Annotated in this window: 16 protein-coding genes; 5 read left to right on the forward strand and 11 right to left on the reverse strand. The window is 72.0% G+C overall.

Features of this window, described 5'->3' with window-relative positions; translation table 11 throughout:
- Positions 1-170: 170 nt before the first annotated feature.
- From ACIRS4_RS23460 to ACIRS4_RS23505, 10 genes are read right to left on the reverse strand one after another with little or no spacing between them, the layout of a single operon-like run.
- On the reverse strand, positions 171-1,685 hold the full coding sequence (locus ACIRS4_RS23460) for an NADH-quinone oxidoreductase subunit N (RefSeq protein WP_404199117.1): 1,515 nt from the start codon (positions 1,683-1,685) through the stop codon (positions 171-173).
- Positions 1,682-3,256: a NuoM family protein gene (locus tag ACIRS4_RS23465; RefSeq protein WP_404199120.1), complete on the reverse strand. Its 1,575-nt coding sequence runs from the start codon at positions 3,254-3,256 to the stop codon at positions 1,682-1,684. Before ACIRS4_RS23465 ends, ACIRS4_RS23460 begins: the two co-directional genes overlap by 4 nt.
- 6 nt (positions 3,257-3,262) lie before the next feature.
- Positions 3,263-5,257 (reverse strand): NADH-quinone oxidoreductase subunit L, encoded by a 1,995-nt coding sequence (locus ACIRS4_RS23470; RefSeq protein ID WP_404199123.1) that lies wholly within the window; start codon positions 5,255-5,257, stop codon positions 3,263-3,265.
- Positions 5,254-5,679 carry an NADH-quinone oxidoreductase subunit NuoK gene (nuoK, locus tag ACIRS4_RS23475; RefSeq protein WP_404199126.1) on the reverse strand — a complete coding sequence of 142 codons (426 nt, stop codon included), beginning with the start codon at positions 5,677-5,679 and terminating at the stop codon, positions 5,254-5,256. Before nuoK ends, ACIRS4_RS23470 begins: the two co-directional genes overlap by 4 nt.
- Positions 5,679-6,323: an NADH-quinone oxidoreductase subunit J gene (locus tag ACIRS4_RS23480; RefSeq protein ID WP_404199130.1), complete on the reverse strand. Its 645-nt coding sequence runs from the start codon at positions 6,321-6,323 to the stop codon at positions 5,679-5,681. The genes nuoK and ACIRS4_RS23480 overlap by 1 nt, the downstream gene beginning before the upstream one ends.
- Positions 6,320-6,916, reverse strand: coding sequence for a NuoI/complex I 23 kDa subunit family protein (locus tag ACIRS4_RS23485; protein ID WP_404199133.1), 597 nt, complete (start codon positions 6,914-6,916; stop codon positions 6,320-6,322). The genes ACIRS4_RS23480 and ACIRS4_RS23485 overlap by 4 nt, the downstream gene beginning before the upstream one ends.
- 2 nt (positions 6,917-6,918) lie before the next feature.
- Entirely contained in the window at positions 6,919-7,887 is a 969-nt protein-coding gene (locus tag ACIRS4_RS23490) for an NADH-quinone oxidoreductase subunit H (RefSeq protein WP_404199136.1), read from the reverse strand.
- Positions 7,884-9,509, reverse strand: a complete 1,626-nt coding sequence (locus ACIRS4_RS23495) for an NADH-quinone oxidoreductase subunit C (RefSeq protein ID WP_404199139.1) — start codon at positions 9,507-9,509, stop codon at positions 7,884-7,886. Before ACIRS4_RS23495 ends, ACIRS4_RS23490 begins: the two co-directional genes overlap by 4 nt.
- Positions 9,506-10,105 (reverse strand): NADH-quinone oxidoreductase subunit B family protein, encoded by a 600-nt coding sequence (locus ACIRS4_RS23500; RefSeq protein ID WP_358798466.1) that lies wholly within the window; start codon positions 10,103-10,105, stop codon positions 9,506-9,508. Before ACIRS4_RS23500 ends, ACIRS4_RS23495 begins: the two co-directional genes overlap by 4 nt.
- A complete protein-coding gene (locus tag ACIRS4_RS23505; protein WP_404199142.1) occupies positions 10,096-10,515 on the reverse strand; it encodes an NADH-quinone oxidoreductase subunit A in 420 nt (139 codons plus the stop codon). The genes ACIRS4_RS23500 and ACIRS4_RS23505 overlap by 10 nt, the downstream gene beginning before the upstream one ends.
- A 183-nt stretch (positions 10,516-10,698) precedes the next feature.
- On the opposite strand from ACIRS4_RS23505, the gene ACIRS4_RS23510 reads away from it, so the two are divergent.
- The 5 genes from ACIRS4_RS23510 to ACIRS4_RS23530 all read left to right on the forward strand — a co-directional run bounded on the left by ACIRS4_RS23510 (position 10,699) and on the right by ACIRS4_RS23530 (position 17,600).
- Positions 10,699-11,937 (forward strand): sensor histidine kinase, encoded by a 1,239-nt coding sequence (locus tag ACIRS4_RS23510; RefSeq protein ID WP_404199145.1) that lies wholly within the window; start codon positions 10,699-10,701, stop codon positions 11,935-11,937.
- A gap of 153 nt (positions 11,938-12,090) precedes the next feature.
- Positions 12,091-13,452 (forward strand): sensor histidine kinase, encoded by a 1,362-nt coding sequence (locus ACIRS4_RS23515; protein WP_404199148.1) that lies wholly within the window; start codon positions 12,091-12,093, stop codon positions 13,450-13,452.
- A 280-nt stretch (positions 13,453-13,732) separates the two neighbouring features.
- Entirely contained in the window at positions 13,733-14,404 is a 672-nt protein-coding gene (locus tag ACIRS4_RS23520; RefSeq protein ID WP_404199151.1) for a response regulator, read from the forward strand.
- A 171-nt stretch (positions 14,405-14,575) separates the two neighbouring features.
- Positions 14,576-16,504 (forward strand): 2-oxoacid:acceptor oxidoreductase subunit alpha, encoded by a 1,929-nt coding sequence (locus ACIRS4_RS23525; protein ID WP_404199154.1) that lies wholly within the window; start codon positions 14,576-14,578, stop codon positions 16,502-16,504.
- Positions 16,505-16,598: 94 nt separating this feature from the next.
- The gene (locus tag ACIRS4_RS23530) at positions 16,599-17,600 is read left to right on the forward strand and encodes a 2-oxoacid:ferredoxin oxidoreductase subunit beta (protein ID WP_404199510.1); all 1,002 of its coding nucleotides are present in this window, start codon (positions 16,599-16,601) and stop codon (positions 17,598-17,600) included.
- A gap of 66 nt (positions 17,601-17,666) precedes the next feature.
- Here the strand turns inward: ACIRS4_RS23530 and ACIRS4_RS23535 are convergent, their stop codons facing one another.
- Positions 17,667-18,077 carry a winged helix-turn-helix transcriptional regulator gene (locus tag ACIRS4_RS23535; protein WP_404199157.1) on the reverse strand — a complete coding sequence of 137 codons (411 nt, stop codon included), beginning with the start codon at positions 18,075-18,077 and terminating at the stop codon, positions 17,667-17,669.
- Positions 18,078-18,165: the final 88 nt, after the last annotated feature.

Here is an 18,165-nt window from a genome sequence, read left to right on the forward strand (position 1 = left end):
ATCTTGCCGTCTGATGTGCGAGGCCCCTGGTGTCGTGGTGCCACGTCCAGTGGAACCTCCCGTTTTGGTCAACGCCAGACGGGGGGCTCGGGTTCCCTTGCGCGACCGGCGGCCGGGGTGGGCCGTCCGGGTGAGGGCCGGTGAGGGCCTGTGACAGGGCGGGTGAACCCTCAGAAGAGGGCTGTGCCGGCGAAGCGCAGGACCAGCTGGGGTGCTCCGGAGAGGACGACGCCGACGACGGCGGTGAGGGCGAGCGCGGCGGTGAGGGGGGCGGGGATCCGGTGCCGTACGGGCTCGCCCTCGGGGGCGCGGAACAGCAGGGCCGTCCACTGGAGGTAGTAGTACAGGGCGATCACCACGTTGACGGCCATGACGACCGCCAGCCAGCCCAGGCCCGCGTCGACGGCGGCGGAGAACACGGTGACCTTCGCGAAGAGGCCGATGACGCCCGGCGGCAGGCCGGCCAGGCAGAGCAGGAAGAAGGCCAGGAGGAGCGCGGCGAGCGGGTTCTTCGCGTGGAGGCCCCGGTAGTCGGCGAGGCGGTTCGCGGGGCGTGTGCGGCCGACCAGGGCGGCCACGGCGAAGGCGCCGAGGTTCACGGCGGCGTACGTCAGGGCGTAGGCGACGGTGGAGCCGATGGAGCGCTGGGGGGCGTCGGAGTACGCGGCGGCGGCGATCGGGACGAGGAGGTAGCCGGCCTGGCCGACGGAGGACCATGCGAGCAGGCGTACGGCGCTGTACGCGCGCGTGGCCTGCTGGCGCAGGGCGCCGACGTTGCCGACGGTCATGGTGAGGGCGGCCAGTGCGGCCAGAGCCGGGCCCCACACGTCGGCGTACGAGGGGAAGGCGACGACGGTGACGAGGATGAGGCCGGAGAAGCCGACCGCCTTGCCGACGACGGAGAGGTAGGCCGCGATGGGCAGGGGGGCGCCGACGTAGGTGTCGGGGACCCAGAAGTGGAAGGGGACGGCGGCCGTCTTGAAGGCGAAGCCGACGAGGGTGAGGACGACTCCGGCCTGGGCCAGGGTGTGGAACTGTCCGCCGACGTCCTGGATGCGCTCGGCCACCCGGGTGAGGTGCAGGGTGCCGGTGGTGGCGTAGACGAAGCTGATGCCCAGGAGGCTCACGGCGGTCGCGGTGACGGACGACAGGAAGAACTTCAGGGCTGCTTCGGAGGACCTGCGGTCGCCGTGGCGGATGCCGACGAGGGCGAACGCGGGCAGGGACGCGACCTCCAGGGCGACGACGAGGGTGGCGAGGTCGCGGGAGGCGGGCAGCAGGGCGGCGCCGGCGGCGGAGGACAGCAGCAGGAACCAGAACTCGCCCTCGGGGAGCCGTCCGCGCGCGTCCTTCAGGGCGGTGACCGACAGCAGGGCGGTCAGCAGCGCTCCCCCGAGGACCAGGAACTGGATGACGAGGGTGAAGTGGTCGGCCGTGTAGCTGCACACGCGTGTGTCGCTCGTGAGGCAGAAGGTGGAGCGGTCGCCGTCCAGGAGGGGCAGGAGGAGGGCGGTGGAGGCGGCGAGGCCGGCGACGGAGAACCATCCGAGGAGTGCCTTGCGGTGGCCGTCGAGGAACAGGTCGGCGACGAGGACGACGAGCGCGACGACCGCCGCGAGGGTGGGCGGGGCGATCGCGAGCCAGTCGACGGACTGCACGAGGGACGGTGCGGCCGGGGAGCTCATCGGGTGCCTCCTGCGAGGAGCTGCTGCACGGCCGGGTCGGTGAGGCCGAGCAGTGCCTTGGGCCACAGGCCCGCGACGACGGTGAGGACGACGAGCGGGGTCCAGGCCGCGAACTCGTACCCGCGGACGTCGGCGAGTCGCGGCGCGTCCTGCGGGATGGCGCCCATGCAGACGCGGCGGACGACGACGAGGAGGTAGGCGGCGGTCAGCAGGGTGCCGAACGCGGCGATCGCCGTGAAGGTGAGGAAGGCGGGACGGCTGAGTCCGGCGGCGGGGTCGAACGCGCCGAACATCGCCAGCATCTCGCCCCAGAATCCGGCGAGTCCCGGCAGGCCGAGGGAGGCGACCGCGGCGAAGGCGAGCAGGCCGCCGAGGCGCGGGGCCTTGCCGTAGAGCGCGGCGCCGGTCTGCTGGGCGAGGGTGTCGAGGTCGGTGGTGCCGGTGCGGTCCTTGAGGGCGCCGACGAGGAAGAAGAGCAGGCCGGTGATGAGGCCGTGGGCGACGTTGGCGAACAGGGCGCCGTTCACTCCGGTCGGGGTGGTGGAGGCGATGCCGAGGAGGACGAAGCCCATGTGGCCGACGGAGGAGTAGGCGATGAGGCGCTTGAGGTCGCCCTTGGCGCCCCGCTTGGCGAGGGCGAGACAGGCCAGGGAGCCGTAGACGATGCCGACGACGGCGAAGGCGGCGAGGTAGGGCGCGAAGGTGTGGAAGCCGTCGGGCGCGACCGGGAGGAGGATCCGCACGAAACCGTACGTGCCCATCTTCAGCAGGACGCCGGCGAGGAGGACCGAGCCGACGGTCGGGGCGGCGGTGTGGGCGTCGGGCAGCCAGCTGTGCAGGGGCCACATCGGGGTCTTCACAGCGAGCCCGATCCCGACCGAGAGAACGGCGATGAGCTGCACGGACGTGCTCAGCGACCGGCCGTTGTCAGTGGCGAGTGCCATCATGTCGAACGTGCCCGCCGTGACGCCGATCACGAGCAGGCCGAGCAGCATGACCACGGATCCGAGCAGCGTGTACAGGATGAACTTCCAGGCCGCCCGGGTCCGGCCCTCGCCGCCCCAGCGGGCGATGAGGAAGTACATCGGGATCAGCACGGTCTCGAAGGCGAGGAAGAAAAGAATCAGGTCGAGGGCGGCGAAGGTGGCGAGGGTGCCGGCCTCCAGGACGAGCAGGAGAGCGACGAAGGCCTTGGGGCTCGGGCCCTTGGGCGGGTTGAAGTAGGAGTAGAGCGCGCAGAGGAAGGTCAGCAGCGCGGTCAGGACCAGGAGGGGGAGGGAGATGCCGTCGACGCCGAGGTGGATGCGCACGTCGAGTGCGGGGATCCAGCTGATGTCGGTCGTGGCCTGCATCTTCGAGGGATGGTCATGGTCGAAGCCCACCGCGAGGGCGATCGCGGCGAGAAGGATCGCGCCGGTCACGGTGACGCCGTGCCGCAGGACGGCCTGCTCGGGTGACGTCCCCTTCAGTCCGGGCGGGGCGGGCAGGAGAGCGGCGGCCGCGCCGAGGAGCGGGCCGACCACGATCAACGCCAGAAGGAACTGCATCACGGACTCGTTGATATCGATCACTCCTGCTCACGCTCCCGTCGCGACGAGGACGGCGGCGACCGCCAGGACGACGGCGCCGGCGAGCAGCGCGCTCACATAGGTCTGGACGTTGCCGGTCTGGGCGCGCCGCACGGCGGCGCCGAGCCAGCGGGGCAGGGCGCCCGCTCCGCTCACGTAGGTGTCGACGACCTCGCGGTCGAGGAACCGGACGAGGCTCGCTCCGGCCTGCACCGGGCGCACGAACAGGGCCCCGTAGACGGCGTCGAGGTGGAAGCCGGCGGCGGCGTGGCGGTGCAGCGGGCCGAGCAGGAGCCGACCGGGGTCCGCCGGGTCGGGCGCGGCGGCCACGTCACCGTAGGCGGGCGTGTGCGCCGCGATGGCCTCGGCCTCCACGGCCGCGGCGTCGCGCTCGGGGTGGGCGGCGACCGCGCCCATGGGGACGCGTGCGGCTTGCGCGGTGGTGTGCCGCCAGGCGGCGACCACGACGAGGACACCGGTCAGCGCCAGGCCCGTGCCGAGGACGGATGTGGTGAGGGTCGGGGCCAGGTCGCCGCCGTCGAACCAGTCGGGCAGCGTGCGGTAGGCGAGTCCACCGACGGCGAGGGAGGGGACGGCGAGCACCCACAGCACGGCGGTCATCGGCAGCGGCTCGCGGCCGTGGTCGGGGGCTTCGGCGCCCCGGCCGTTGAAGGCCAGCAGCCACAGGCGGGCCGCGTAGGCGGCGGTGAGGAGGGCGGTGAGCAGTCCGGTGACGAGGACGATCCAGCCCGCGGCGGCGGGTGCGTACTCGCTGTGGCCGGTGGAGGCGTGTTCGGCGGCCCCGAGGACGGACTCCTTGGAGAAGAAGCCGCTGAACGGCGGGATCGCGGCGAGCGCGAGGAGCGCCACGGTCATCGTCCAGAACGCGTCGGGGACGCGGTCGCGCAGGTGGCTCATGCGGGACATGGCGGCCAGGGAGTTGGTGCCGGCGGCGTGGATGATCACGCCGGCGGCGAGGAACAGCAGCGCCTTGAAGGCGCCGTGCGACAGGAGGTGGAAGACGGCGGCGCCGCGGTCGCCGACGGCTAGGGCCCCGGTCATGTAACCGAGCTGGCCGATCGTCGAGTAGGCGAGGACGCGCTTGATGTCGTCCTGGGCGAGTGCGGCGACACCGGAGCCGGCCATGGTGACGGCGGCCATGACGGCGAGGACGACCATCGCGGCCTGGGAGGCCTCGAAGACCGGGAGGAGACGGGCGACGAAGTAGACGCCGGCGGCGACCATCGTCGCGGCGTGGATCAGCGCGGAGACCGGTGTCGGGCCCGCCATGGCGTCCGGGAGCCAGGTGTGCAGCGGGAACTGGGCCGACTTGCCGGCCACGCCCGCCAGGAGCAGCAGGGCGATGAGGGTCGGGTGGTCGAGTCCGTCGTGGGCGACGGCGCCGAGGACCTTGGTGATGCGGAAGGAGCCGGCGTCGGTGGCCAGGGCGAACAGGCCGAGGAGGAAGGGGACGTCGCCGAGCTTGGTGACGAGGAAGGCCTTGATGGAGGCGGCGCGGGCCTCCGGGGTCTCCCAGTAATGGCCGACGAGGAAGTAGGAGCAGATGCCCATGACTTCCCAGCCGACCAGCAGCACGATCAGGTCGCCGGAGTAGACGACCAGGAACATCGCGGAGGTGAACAGGGAGACGAGCGCGGCGTAGGACGGGTAGCGCGGGTCCTCGCGCAGGTAGGCGGTCGAGTAGATCTGCACGCAGCCGGCGACCAGACCGACCAGAACGGCGACGAGCGCGGCGAAGCCGTCGATGTGCAGGGCCAGTTCGATGGGCACCGAACCGGTGGGGGCGAGCTCGGTGGCCGCGTCGACGGCGGCGTCCCCGCCCTGCCGTACGGCGACCACGGCGGCCAGGACGAGGGAGGCGAGGGTCGGCAGGACTGCGAGCGGGCGGACGAATCCGGGGGCGGTGCGGCCGAGGAGCAGTCCGGCGACCGCGCCGAGGAACGGCAGGAGCGGGACGAGGACGGCGAGGGTGGTGGTGGTCACGCGGTGGCCTCGGACTTCCCGGCCCGGCCGGCCTGTTCGGCCGCGCGGGCGCCGCTGTCGGGTTCGTTGGGGCCGTCAGGGCCGTCGGCGTCCGGGCCTTCGCGGCCCTCGGCGGTGTCGCGGAGCTTGTCGATGTCCGCGGTGCCGCGGTTGCGGTGGACGGCGAGGACGATGGCCAGGCCGATGCCGATCTCGGCGGCGGCGACGGCGATGGTGAACAGGGTGAGGGCCTGGCCGGAGTGCAGGTTCTCCTCGGCGGTCCGGCTGAGCCAGACGTCGAAGGCGACGAGGTTGAGGTTGACGGCGTTGAGCATCAGCTCGACCGACATCAGCACCAGGATCGCGTTGCGGCGGGCGAGCACGCCGTACAGGCCCGTGCAGAAAAGGAGGGCGGCGAGGACGGCGGGATAGGCGAGGTGCATCAGCGGGCGCCGCCTTCCGGCTCGACCGGCGAAGTTCCGGAACTTTCCGTGACGGCCCGGGAACTCTTGGTGACCGGTCGGGAGTTCACAGGGGGAGAGCTCGACTCCGCCTTCGCCTTGCGGGACAGGACGATCGCGCCGACCAGTGCGGCGAGGAGGAGGACGGAGAGGGCCTCGAAGGGAAGGACCCAGTGCTGGAAGAGGCTCGCGCCGGTGACCTCGGTGGAGCCGGCGGCCGGGCCGTCGAGGTCGATCCAGGTGGCGCGGAAGGCGTCGACGACCACCCAGACCAGGGCGGCCGCGGCGGCGACGGCGACCGTGAGGGCGGCCCAGCGGTTGCCGGAGTCGGCGTCCGGTGAGTGGCCGATGGGCGCCTTGGTGAGCATCAGACCGAACAGGAGGAGGACGACGACGGAACCGACGTAGATGAGGACCTGCACCCAGGCGATGAACTCTGCGGTGAGGAGGAGGTATTCGACGGCGAGGCCGCCGAGGGCGACCACCAGCCACAGAGCGGCGTGCACCAGTTGACGGGTGGTGACGGTGACGAGGGCGGCGCCGAAGGTGACCAGACCGACGAGGAGGAACGCGATCTCGACGCCGGTCGGGGAGAGGAAGCCCTGCGGGGCCTGAGCGAGGGTCATGCCTCTCCCTCCGGGGGCGTGTTCGGTGCGGCTTGAGCGGCCTGGGACTCCTGAGCGGCTTGCGCCTCCTGGGCGGCTGCCAGCTTCTCGGCGGCCTTGCGGGCGGCGGCGATCTCCTTGGGCTCCTCCGCTCCGGGGTCGAGGGCGGGCGGGGCCGGGACCGTCCACATCCACTCGCGGAGCTTGTCCCGCTCGTGGGTGAGGTCGCGGATGTCGGTCTCGGCGTACTCGAACGCCGGAGACCAGAACAGGGCGTCGAAAGGACACACCTCGATGCAGATACCGCAGTACATGCACAGGGAGAAGTCGATGGCGAAACGGTCGAGGACGTTGCGGCTGCGTTCCCGGCCGCCGGGGGTCGCCGCCGGGACCGTCTCCTTGTGGGAGTCGATGTAGATGCACCAGTCGGGGCACTCGCGGGCGCACAGCATGCAGACCGTGCAGTTCTCCTCGAACAGGCCGATCACTCCGCGGGTGCGGGGCGGGAGGTCGGGCTGGGTGTCCGGGTACTGCTCGGTGACGGTCTTCCGCGTCATCGTGCGGAGGGTGACGGCCAGGCCCTTGGCGAGGCCGCTTCCGGGGATGGGGGCCATGGTTACCGGATCACCACCTTGACGACGCCGGTGAGAGCGATCTGAGCGAGGGAGAGGGGGACGAGGAGGGTCCAGGAGAGCTTCTGGAGCTGGTCCTCGCGCAGCCGCGGATAGGTGACGCGGAGCCAGATGACGACGAAGGCGAGGAGGGCGGTCTTCAGCAGGGTCCAGACCCAGCCGAGGCCGTCGGCGCCCCAGGGGCCGTGCCAGCCGCCCAGGAAGAGGACGGTGGTCAGGCCGCACAGGACGATGATGCCGGCGTACTCGGCGAGGAGGAACAGAGCGAAACGGAGGCCTGTGTACTCGGTGTACGCGCCGAAGATGATCTCGGAGTCGGCGACGGGCATGTCGAAGGGAGGCCGTTGGAGTTCGGCTAGGCCGGCGACGAAGAAGACGATCCCGCCGACGATCTGCCAGGGCAGCCACCACCACTCGAAGGCGTCGACGATGCCGGGTACCGAGACCGTCCCGGCGGCCATCGCGACGGAGGCGGCGGTGAGGAGCATGGGGAGTTCGTAGGCGAGGAGCTGGGCGGCGGTGCGCAGGCCGCCGAGAAGGGAGAACTTGTTGGCGGAGGCCCAGCCGGCCATGAGCGAGCCGAGAACGCCCACGCCCATCACCGCGAGGACGAAGAACACTCCGGCGTCGACGACCTCGCCGACCGCGCCCTCACCGGGGCCGATGGGGATGGCGAGGAGGACGAGGAGGTACGGCAGGAGCGCCACGGCGGGAGCGAGCTGGAAGACACGGCGGTCCGCGCCCGCGGGGACGACGTCCTCCTTCTGCGCGAACTTCACGCCGTCCGCGATGAGCTGGGCCCAACCGTGGAAGCCGCCGGCGTACATGGGTCCGAGGCGGCCCTGCATGTGGGCCATGACCTTGTGCTCGGTCTGACCGACGATCAGGGGGAAGGTGAGGAAGACGACGAAGACGATGAGGAGTCGCAGGGCGACGTCCAGAGCGTCGTTCACTGCGGGCCTCCTCGGGGGGTGTCGTGGCCGTCGCCCGGAGGGGCGGCGGGAGTTGCTTCTTCGGGCGGGGCTTCGCCGGGGGCGCGGTCGGCGGGAGGGTCTTCGGCGCCTTGGTCGTCGGCGGGCGGCGTCAGGCGGTCAGGGTCCGGCCGGTCCGCGTCCGGTGGGTCCACGTCCGGTCGGTCCGCGTCCGGTCGGTCCGAGGCTGTCCGCTCCTGCTGGCGCTCGGAGTCGTCGAAGGCGGGGCGGGCGTGGTGCCAGGGAGCGTCGGAGCTGCGGGGAGGCCGGGCGCGGCGGGTGACCGCTCCGGGGGCGGGTTCCTCCGCAGGGGCCTCACCGGTGGCGGGTCCCTCGGCAGCGGCTTCACCGGGAGGGGGCGTTTCCGGGGCGGGCCCGTCCGGGGCGACGGCTCGCTGACTGGCCGATCCCTGAGAGGCACTGCGCGCCCGCCGGGGGCCCCGCGACGGTCGCGGGGCCTGGGGCTCGGACGCGAGGGGCCGGTCGGCACCGCCGGTCTCGCCTGCGCCGCCAGACCGGACGGCTCCGGCGGCTTCTTCGTTTCCGGCGGCTCCGGCGGCTCCAGCGGCTTCGGCGGCTCCGGCGGCTCCGGCGGCTCCGGCGGCTCCGGCGGCTCCGGCGGCTTCGGCGGCTTCGGCGGCGGTGATTCGCGACTCGGCCGAGGGCTCGGTCACGGCGTCGCCCACGGCACGCGGGTCGGTGGCCGACCCGGGCGCGGTCTGTGGCTGGAGGGCCGCATCCGGCGTGGCTCGCCGGGCAGTCGCCGCTTCCCCCGCGGTCGGGGTCGCCGGTCCGCTCGCCGCGTCCCGGGCGGCGCGCCGTTCGGGGGCCGCCGCCTGCCGGGGCGCTGCCTCCCGCGCGGGCGTCGGCGTCGGCGTCGTCGGGGCGGGGTCGGTCTGGCTGGCTGAGCCTGCGGATGCTGAGCGCATGCGCCGTGGCGGGCGCTCGCCGGCCGGTCCGGTGGGGCGTGCCGGGCGTTCGCCCGCCGCGCGGGAGGTTGCCGCCCCGCGGGCCGGGCGGGCGGGGGCCGGGGGGAGTTGGCCCTTGAGGGGGCCCCAGTCGTTGGGGTCCGGGACGCCGGGGGGAAGCATCTGCCGGCGCTTGGGGCCGCCGTGTTCGGACTCGCCGGGTTCCTTGGCGCCGGGCCAGGCCTTGGCGACGCGGGCGGCGAGGACGAAGTCCTTGCGGAGGGGGTGGCCTTCGAAGTTCTCCGGCAGGAGGAGGTGGTCCAGGCCCGGGTGGCCGGTGAAGCGGACGCCGAACATCTCGTGCGTCTCGCGTTCGTGCCAGGCCGCGCCCGCGTAGACGTCGACGGCGGAGGGGAGGGCCGGGGCGTCGTGCGGGACGGTGGTGCGCAGGAGGAGGCGGCGGACCGGGGACAGGGCGACGAGGTGGGCGCAGACGTGGAAGCCGGCGTCGGGTTCGTCGACCGCGCTGAGCCAGTCGAAGTAGGTGCAGCCGAGGCGGTCGCGGGCGGTCTCCAGGGCGGTGATCCAGGAGGCCGGGGGGACGTCGACGGTGAGGAGGTCGTAGGACTCCTCGGCTGTGGCGTCGGCGCCGAAGATCTCCTCGGCGGGGGCGGGCAGCCAGCCGGGGGCGGTCATCGGGCGTCCCCCTCCGCGGCGGGCGGCCGGACGAGCCCGCTCTGCAGCGCGGCCGTCGACGGGCGGGAGGCGTCGGAGGCGTACCGCTCCCCCAGCGACTCCCGGGCGATCTTCTCCTGGAGCTTGAGGATGCCCTGGAGCAGCGCCTCGGGGCGGGGCGGGCAGCCGGGAACGTACACGTCCACGGGGATGATCTGGTCGACGCCCTTGGTGACGGAGTAGGAGTCCCAGTAGGGGCCGCCGCAGTTGCTGCAGGCGCCGAAGGAGATGACGTACTTGGGTTCCGGCATCTGCTCGTAGAGGCGCTTGACGGCGGGGGCCATCTTGTCCGTGACCGTGCCGGAGACGACCATCAGGTCGGCTTGGCGCGGGCCGGGCGCGAAGGGGATCACGCCGAGGCGGATGAAGTCGTGGCGGGCCATCGACGCGGCGATGAACTCGATCGCGCAGCAGGCGAGGCCGAAGTTGAACACCCAGAGGGAGTAGCGCCGGCCCCAGTTCAGGACCACCTTCATCGGCTCGGGCGCGAGGCGGGCGAGCGCGCCCAGCCGCTTCGGCTCGGGGAGGAGCACGGGCTCCGAGGGGGTCACGTCCATGCCAGGACGCCCTTCTTGTATGCGTACAGCAGGCCGACGGCGAGGAAGCCGAGGAAGACGAACATCTCCACGAGCGTGGTGGCGCCGTAGCCGGGCGCGGCGAAGATCGTCGCCCAGGGGAAGAGGAAGATCGAGTCGACGGCGAAGATGACGTAGAGGAAGGCGTAGACGTAGTAGCGGACCTGGGTGTGGGCCCAGCCCTCGCCGACGGGGTCGACGCCGCACTCGTACGTCAGGAGTTTCTCGGGGGTGGGGACCACCGGGCGCAGCAGGCGGCCGGCGCCGAAGGCGACGGCGACGAACAGCACGCCGACGGCGGCGAGCAGTCCGACGACCGCGTAGGAGTCGAAGTAGTCCGACGCGACCACGACCGTCGAACTCGCCAGCGTTTCGTGCGACGTCTGCGGCACCGTCCGTCCCTCGCTCCCCGACCTCGGCCTGTTCGACGATCTGTACGCACGGGAGTCTAGGGCCTGATAAAGGCACAGTAAGCAGCCCGTCTCACCCGGGGCAAAGGGGGTGGGGTTTTCCCCCGGAGGCTCGGGCAGTGAACTCCATGGCGCGGCGGCGTCCGGCGCGGCACGCTGAGCCGCATGACCGTATCCAAGCCCGCCCCCGCGGCGGCGTACAGACCTGCCGTGGCCGTGCCGGTGACCGGCCGGCCCGCCCGGCCCTCGCGGGGCACGGGTGAACGCGAGGACCCTCTGCCGCCGCCTCGTTTCGCCTTCGACGCGCAGTCCTGGAAGGAGATCGCGCATCTTCTGGCGAACCTGCCCATGGCCGTCATGGGGTTCACCTACGGGTTCACCGCTTCATTGGTCGGCGCCGTGCTGGCGCTGACGGCGGTGGGGCTGCCGGTGCTCGCGCTCGGCCTGCTGGGCGCGCGGCTGATCGGCCGGTTCGAGCGGGGCCGGGCGCGGATGCTGCTGGGGCTGCGGATCGACGAGCCGAGCCCGCTGCCCCTGCGGCGGTCGGGCAATCCGTTCCAGGCGATGTGGCTGGCGCTGAAGGATCCGGTGGCCTGGCGGACGCTGCTGTACGACGTGATCCGGCTGCCGTGGGGCATCGCCACGTTCGTGATCGTCTTCACGTCGTTGTTCGTGGCGTGGCCGGTGCTGCCGTTCGTGGCGCGGGGGCTGACCAATGTGGACCGGATGCTGGTGCGGGCGCTGCTGTCCCCGTCGGACGAGCTGGAGCGGCGGATCGCCGAACTGGAGTCCGACCGGGGGGTCGTGGTGGACACGGCGGCCGCCGATCTGCGGCGCATCGAGCGGGATCTGCACGACGGCGCGCAGGCGCGGCTCGTCAATCTGGCGATGGGGCTGGGCCTGGCGAAGGAGAAGCTGCTGGAGGATCCCGACACGGCTTCGGCGATGGTCGAGGAGGCGCACGGTGAGGTGAAGCTCGCGCTCCAGGAGCTGCGTGATCTGGCGCGGGGCATTCACCCTGCGGTGCTGACCGACCGGGGGCTGGACGCGGCGCTGTCGTCGGTGGCCTCGCGCTGCACGGTGCCGGTGCGGGTGACGGCCGAGCTGACGGCCCGGCCGGCGCAGGCCATCGAGGGGATCGCCTACTTCACGGTCTCCGAGCTGCTGCAGAACGTCAGCAAGCACAGCGGGGCACGGTCGGCGTCGGTGGACGTGTGGCGGGCGGAGGACCGGCTGCTCATCCAGGTGCGGGACGACGGCCACGGCGGCGCCCGGCTCGACGGCGGTACGGGGATGCGGGGGCTGGCGGAGCGGCTGGGCGCCGTGGACGGTCTGTTCGTCGTGGACTCGCCGCCGGGCGGGCCGACGACGGTGACGGCGGAGCTGCCCTGGCGGGACCGGTAGGGGTTGCGCGGCCCTGCCGCCGGCCGTGGAGGGGGTGGGGGAAACCCCCCGTCCAAGAGGCCGACGGACTCCATGGCCGTCGGCGTCGCCGCCCGGGAGGGTGGAGGCGGTGGACGACACCCGCGGACGAGACGAGTAGGACGGACGACGCCGATGGCCACGCAGTTCGGGGAGTACGGGGAACACGGGGGGTACGGGGCGTACGGGGACTCGGGGTTCGGCTCCGGGGGGCGGTGGCGCCGGGTGCCGTCGGTGCTGCGGGCGCCGGTGGGGGCGCGGCTGTGGCGGGAGCTCGCCTTCGTCCTGCTGAGCCTGCCGATCAGCATCGTCCTGTTCACGTACGCGGTGGTGACGCTGTCGCTGGGCGCGGGGCTGCTGGTGACGTTCCTCGGCGTTCCGGTGCTGGCGGCGGGGCTGGCCGGGTGCCGGGGGTTCGGGACGCTGGAGCGGGCGCGGGCGCGGGCGCTGCTCGGCGTGGAGGTGTCGGCGCCCGAGCCGCTGCGGCCGCGTCGGCGGAGCGCGATGGCCTGGATGGGCGCGGTGCTGAAGAGCGGCGCCTCCTGGCGGCACGCGCTGTACTCGGTGGTGCACCTGCCCTGGGCGGTGTTCTCCTTCTCCGTGTCGGTGGCCTTCTGGACGTACGGCTGGGCGCTGCTGACGTACCCGCTGTGGTTCTGGGTCTTCCCGCTGTACGGCGGGCAGGGCGGGCTCCAGGTGTACGGCGACGAGGAGCACCGGATCTATCTCGACAACCCGTTCGAGATCACGGTGACGGCGCTGGTGGGGCTGTTGTTCACGTTGGCCACGCCGTGGATCGTGCGGGCGCTGACCTCGGTGGACCGGGTGTTGGTGCGCGCTCTGCTGGGGCGGTCGCGGCTGGTCTCGCGGGTGGTGGAGCTGGAGTCCGACCGGGGTGTCGTGGTGGACACCGCCGCCGCCGATCTGCGGCGCATCGAGCGGGATCTGCACGACGGCGCGCAGGCGCGGCTGGTGGCGCTGGCGATGGATCTGGGGCTGGCGAAGGAGAAGCTGCGGGAGGATCCGCGCGCTGCGGCGCGGATGGTGGACGAGGCGCACGGCGAGGTGAAGACGGCGCTGCGCGAGCTGCGGGATCTGGCGCGGGGGATCCATCCGGCGGTGCTGACGGACCGGGGGCTGGACGCGGCGCTGTCGGCGGTGGCCTCGCGGTGCACGGTGCCGGTGCGGGTGGAGGTGGATCTGGACGCGCGGCCCGCGGCGGCGATCGAGGGGATCGCGTACTTCACGGTGTCGGAGCTGCTGCAGAACGTCAGCAAGCACAGCGGGGCACGGTCGGCGTCGGTGGACGTGTGGCGGGTGGAGGACCGGTTGCTGTTGCAGGTCGCGGATGACGGGGTGGGCGGGGCGGATGCCTCCGACGGGTCCGGGCTCGCGGGGCTGGCGGGGCGCTTGGACGCGGTGGACGGGGTCCTGGTGGTGGATTCGCCTGCCGGCGGGCCCACCCGGATCACCGCGGAGTTGCCCTGGCGGGCGTAGTTCGCGCCTGGTGCGTCGGTCGGTCGCGGGGCGGTGGGGGATGTCGCCCCCGCCGTCCCCTTCCCGTCCCGGCCCGCCCCCCGAGGGCTGCGCCCGGACCCCCTTTCGGCCCTGGACGGCTTCGTCCTCGAACTCCCCCGGACGGGCGGGTGGTTCCCCCGCACGGCCGAAACCGCTCAACAACCTCTCGACGTCCGCGCGCGCCGCCCAGGTTTGCTGGAATGCTGGACGCGTTCAACCAGAGGGGTGGGACAGGGATGTGCGCTGGGGGGCCGGGATCGTGGAGGACAGGGTGCGGTTGGTCATCGCCGAGGACTCCGTGCTGTTGCGGGAGGGGCTCACACGGCTGCTGACCGACCGGGGGCACGAGGTCGTCGCAGGGGTCGGGGACGGCGAGGCGCTGGTGAAGACCATCACCGAGCTGGACTCGGAGGGTGCGCTGCCCGACGTGGTGGTGGCGGACGTGCGGATGCCGCCGACGCACACCGACGAGGGGGTGCGGGCCGCCGTACAGCTGCGGAAGGCCCATCCGGGGCTCGGGGTGCTGGTGCTGTCGCAGTACGTGGAGGAGAGGTACGCCACCGAACTGCTGGCCGGATCCAGCCATGGTGTGGGCTATCTGCTCAAGGACCGGGTGGCCGAGGTGCGGGAGTTCGTGGACGCGGTGGTGCGGGTGGCCGAGGGGGGCACGGCGCTCGACCCCGAGGTGGTCGCCCAGCTGCTCGGACGCAGCCGTAAGCAGGACGTGCTGGCCGGGCTCACCCCACGGGAGCGGGAGGTGCTGGGGCTGATGGCCGAGGGGCGTACGAACTCGGCGGTGGCCCGGCGGCTGGTGGTCAGCGACGGCGCGGTGGAGAAGCACGTCAGCAACATCTTCCTGAAGCTGGGACTGTCGCCCAGCGACGGGGACCATCGGCGCGTACTCGCCGTGCTCACCTATCTCAATTCGTGACAGGCGGGAGAACTCGGGAAATCATGGCAAGTCGGGGCGCCCGGCCGTCTCACGGCGATGTCCGTCATGTGAAAGGCCGAGGGAGGCGACCCCTGCCGACGTAGGGTTGATCCAGGGAGGGCCTTCGGCAAGGCCCGCCCGGGACAGCCACCCTCGAGGGAGGTCCAGTCAGTGACCAGTCAGGTCAGCAGCCCAGCGGAGCACACCGACGGATCCGTGGTGGGAGAGCAGCGCAAACCGGACGGGGCGAAGGACGTCCGCCGTCTCGACCGGGTGATCATCAGGTTCGCGGGCGACTCCGGTGACGGCATGCAGCTCACCGGCGACCGCTTCACCTCGGAGACGGCGTCGTTCGGCAACGACCTGTCGACGCTGCCGAACTTCCCCGCCGAGATCCGCGCGCCCGCAGGCACCCTTCCTGGCGTGTCCTCGTTCCAGCTGCACTTCGCCGACCACGACATCCTCACCCCGGGTGATGCGCCCAATGTGCTGGTCGCCATGAACCCGGCCGCGCTGAGAGCCAACATCGGCGATGTGCCGAGGGGCGCGGAGATCATCGTCAACACGGACGAGTTCACCAAGCGGGCGATGCAGAAGGTGGGGTACGCGGCCTCGCCGCTGGAGGACGGCTCCCTCGACGGTTACCAGCTCCATCCGGTCCCACTGACCACTCTGACCGTCGAGGCACTGAAGGACTTCGACCTCACCCGTAAGGAGGCCGAGCGCAGCAAGAACATGTTCGCGCTCGGCCTCCTGTCGTGGATGTACCACCGGCCGACGGAGGGAACCGAGCGGTTCCTGAAGTCGAAGTTCGCGAAGAAGCCCGACATCGCGGCGGCCAACATCGCCGCGTTCCGCGCCGGCTGGAACTTCGGGGAGACCACCGAGGACTTCGCCGTCAGCTACGAGGTGGCTCCGGCGGCGAGGGCGTTCCCGGTGGGCACCTACCGCAACATCTCGGGGAACCTGGCGCTGGCGTACGGGCTGATCGCCGCCTCCCGCCAGGCCGATCTGCCGCTGTTCCTCGGCTCGTACCCGATCACCCCGGCCTCGGACATCCTGCACGAGCTGAGCCGGCACAAGAACTTCGGCGTGCGGACCTTCCAGGCCGAGGACGAGATCGCGGGCATCGGAGCGGCGCTGGGCGCGGCCTTCGGCGGCTCGCTGGCGGTGACGACCACCTCCGGTCCGGGTGTGGCGCTCAAGAGCGAGACCATCGGGCTGGCCGTGTCGCTGGAGCTGCCGCTGCTGGTCGTCGACATCCAGCGGGGTGGCCCGTCCACCGGGCTGCCGACCAAGACGGAGCAGGCCGACCTGCTCCAGGCGATGTTCGGGCGCAACGGCGAGGCGCCGGTCCCGATCGTGGCCCCGAGCACCCCGGCCGACTGCTTCGACGCCGCTCTGGAAGCCGCCCGCATCGCCCTGGTCTACCGCACGCCGGTGATGTTGCTGTCCGACGGCTACCTCGCCAACGGCTCCGAGCCCTGGCGGATCCCGGAGCTGGAGGAGCTGCCCGATCTGAGCGTGCAGTTCGCGCAGGGCCCGAACCACACCCTGGCGGACGGCACGGAGGTCTTCTGGCCGTACAAGCGGGACCCGCAGACCCTCGCCCGGCCGTGGGCGGTGCCGGGGACGCCGGGGCTGGAGCACCGCATCGGCGGCATCGAGAAAGAGGACGGGACGGGGAACATCTCCTACGCCCCGGCCAACCACGATCTGATGGTCCGCACCCGTCAGGCGAAGATCGACGGCATCGACGTCCCCGACGTCGAGGTCGACGACCCGCACGGGGCACGGACGCTGGTGCTGGGCTGGGGCTCGACGTACGGGCCGATCACGGCGGCGGTACGGCGGCTGCGGGCGGCCGGTGAGGCGGTCGCACAGGTCCATCTGCGGCATCTGAACCCCTTCCCGGGCAACCTCGGCACGGTGCTGCGGGCGTACGACAAGGTCGTGATCCCCGAGATGAACCTCGGCCAGCTCGCCACTTTGATCCGGGCGAAGTACCTGGTCGACGCGCATTCGTACACCCAGGTCAACGGCATGCCGTTCAAGGCGGAGCAGCTCGCCACGGCACTCAAGGAGGCCATCGATGGCTGAGACGACCGGTTCCTCCGCAGAGCGCGCCGCCGGACGCACGGGCGGCGCCGTCGAGGCGCTCTCGCTCGTCCCCAAGGCCGAGGCCCGCCAGTCCATGAAGGACTTCAAGTCGGACCAGGAAGTGCGCTGGTGCCCGGGCTGCGGTGACTACGCGATCCTGGCGGCCGTCCAGGGCTTCATGCCGGAACTGGGGCTGGCCAGGGAGAACATCGTCTTCGTGTCGGGCATCGGCTGCTCCTCCCGGTTCCCGTACTACATGAACACCTACGGCATGCACTCCATCCACGGCCGTGCGCCGGCGATCGCGACGGGGCTCGCCGCTTCCCGGCAGGACCTCAGCGTGTGGGTGGTGACGGGCGACGGGGACGCGCTGTCCATCGGGGGCAACCACCTCATCCACGCCCTGCGGCGCAACGTCAACCTGAAGATCCTGCTGTTCAACAACCGGATCTACGGGCTCACCAAGGGCCAGTACTCGCCCACCTCCGAGGTCGGCAAGATCACCAAGTCGACGCCGATGGGCTCGCTGGACGCGCCGTTCAACCCGGTGTCGCTGGCCCTCGGGGCCGAGGCGTCCTTCGTGGCCCGGACCGTCGACTCCGACCGCAGGCATCTCACGGAGGTGCTGCGCCAGGCGGCCGCCCACCCGGGCACGGCGCTCGTCGAGATCTACCAGAACTGCAACATCTTCAACGACGGCGCGTTCGAGGCGCTCAAGGACAAGCAGTCGGCCGAGGAGACGGTGATCCGGCTGGAGCACGGGCGGCCCATCCGCTTCGGCGGCGACCTGGGCAAGGGCGTCGTGCGGGACGCGGCCACCGGCGATCTGAAGGTGGTGACCGTGACGGCGGAGAACGAGTCCGACGTCCTGGTCCACGACGCGCACGCGGCGTCCCCCACCAACGCCTTCGCCCTGTCGCGGCTGGCCGACCCGGACACCCTGCACCAGACGCCGATCGGCGTCTTCCGCGCGGTGGAGCGGCCGGTGTACGACACGCAGATGGCGGACCAGCTGGACGCGGCGATCGAGCAGCACGGCAAGGGCGATCTGGCGGCGCTGCTGGCCGGCGGGGACACGTGGACGGTCGTCGGCTGAGGCGGTGGCCGTGCGGGGACGCCCGACCGGGTGTCCCCGCGCTCTCCCCCTCGAGTCGTACGGGTGTCAGGAGGCCCGGGAGCGTTCCTCCCGGGCTTCGTCGTAGGCGCGGCGGGCCTCCTCCACGTCGGCCATGCGCTCGGTGGTCCAGGTCGCCAGCGCCTTGACCTGCGCGGCGGCCTCGCGCCCCAGCGCGGTGAGCGAGTAGTCGACACGCGGCGGGATCACCGGCTTGGCGTCGCGGTGGACGAGGCCGTCGCGCTCCAGGGTCTGCAGGGTCTGGGTGAGCATCTTCTCGCTGACCCGGCCGATCGCGCGGCGCAGTTCGCTGAAGCGGTACGGGCGCTCCAGCAGCTCCATCAGCACCAGGACGCCCCAGCGGCTGGTGACGTGCTCCAGGACCAGGCGGTACGGGCACAGCTCCGCGCCGTGGTCGTACCGCGTGCCGTCCGCTCCGCTCACTTCACTTACCGCCATGCCAGTACCTTACTTCAAAGTGGGTACTTTCCAAGAGTTAGCGCACGACCTAGGGTTAGTGACAGATCGCTTCTCCGCCCCTCACCCC

The organism is Streptomyces sp. NPDC101166 (genome assembly GCF_044768125.1).
Lineage (GTDB): Bacteria > Actinomycetota > Actinomycetes > Streptomycetales > Streptomycetaceae > Streptomyces.